The sequence below is a fragment of the Niabella sp. CPT15-335-S11 genome, assembly GCF_058792415.1.
The window spans coordinates 1-1,256 of sequence record NZ_JBYTEI010000015.1 but is presented as its reverse complement, the minus strand read 5'-3'; the positions used below and the strand labels follow the sequence as shown (position 1 = coordinate 1,256).

The following is a 1,256-nucleotide window of genomic DNA, read 5'->3' as shown; positions in this document are numbered from 1 at the left end:
AGCTGCCTAATGAAAAAGAAAGAAATCTTAACTTAGCAATCAACCCTGATGGTCCTAAAATTGGGGAGTGTTATAGAATATCCAATTTCGGGAGCTGATTTTTTGGAAAGAATAAAAACTTCTAAATCTAAATTCATAAGTAGTGTTCATGATGGTTTTAAAGCAGCACAGACAAGAATAATTTCTTGTATACATGAAATTCAAGCTGAAGAAGAACTTATTGGAGCAAAACTCAAAGAAGCAAAAACTAATAGAGAAAAAGAGCTTGTTAATGATTTAAAGTCTAAAGAAAAGTATTTAAAAAGCATACAAGTCTTATTTAAACATTGTGCAGATGCAATTCTTTGGCAGCTAATACAAGGGCAACTATATATTTCAAGAAGGTTATTTCAAAAAGTCGAAGGTTCAAAAAAACTAAAAGACATAAATTTAAAATCCGTTCAGTCGGTTGTCGATGATGCAAACAAGAAGCCTGAAAACTTTTTGTTGATTACGGATATCACTAATAACGCCCAAGTTGGAGACATTATTGGCTTCCTGGATGGAAAATTTATAATCGGAGAAGTAAAGGAAGGAAAGAAAAATATTGAAGTTCTCGAAGTTTTAGCAGACTTAGAAAAAGAAAATACAACGATAGAGGCTGTTCAAGAAAAATACGGTGATGATAAAAAATTCATTGCACAATTAAAAAGGAACATCAAACAAAAAACGACATTAAAGAATGTAACAACTATCCTTAACGAAGACAAAGGAATTGACCCAACATCTAATAAGGAAATTAAAATTATTACACCCAAAGAACATACACCGTTATATACCGAAAGACTATCGGTATTAGAGGAACAACTAAAAGAGAGGAATTATTGGGCTTATGATGTTATCCAAGACTGTTTGCATATAGGTATCTACAAAGGTGAAAAAAGGTTTATTGGGAGCCGTTTGCTTAAAGCAATAGCAGAGCAAGCTGGAAGTGATAAATATATAATAGTTGACGTACTTAATACAATTGGCTCTTTAAACAAGCCGATATTTTTCCTTCCATTTAGCCCTGACTTTATTTTCGATATTCTTTTTAGCCGAGTAAAAATATATTACATGCTTGAGCTAAATTCTTTTTTAGAGTTATATCCAAAGTTTGCATTAAAAGCGGAATGGGCATCCACAAAAGAGACAGCGAAAGTGTAAGCTTCCCCTAAAACTGGGCCAGTGTCAATTAGAGTTTTTCAGCTTTTCAAATGCTTTATCCACTAAGCGGC

General features: G+C 32.9%; 1 protein-coding gene. It reads left to right on the top strand.

Annotation, left to right across the window (positions count from 1 at the left end; all coding sequences use genetic code 11):
* The first annotated feature begins 48 nt into the window (after window positions 1–48).
* The gene (locus AC3WS5_RS15950) at window positions 49–1,185 is read left to right on the top strand and encodes a hypothetical protein (protein WP_492468412.1); all 1,137 of its coding nucleotides are present in this window, start codon (window positions 49–51) and stop codon (window positions 1,183–1,185) included.
* Window positions 1,186–1,256 lie beyond the last annotated feature (71 nt).

Bases quoted from the DNA above. Each gene is read 5' to 3' on its own strand.
- AC3WS5_RS15950 (WP_492468412.1), top strand. From the start codon at position 49: ATGGTCCTAAAATTGGGGAGTGTTATAGAATATCCAATTTCGGGAGCT.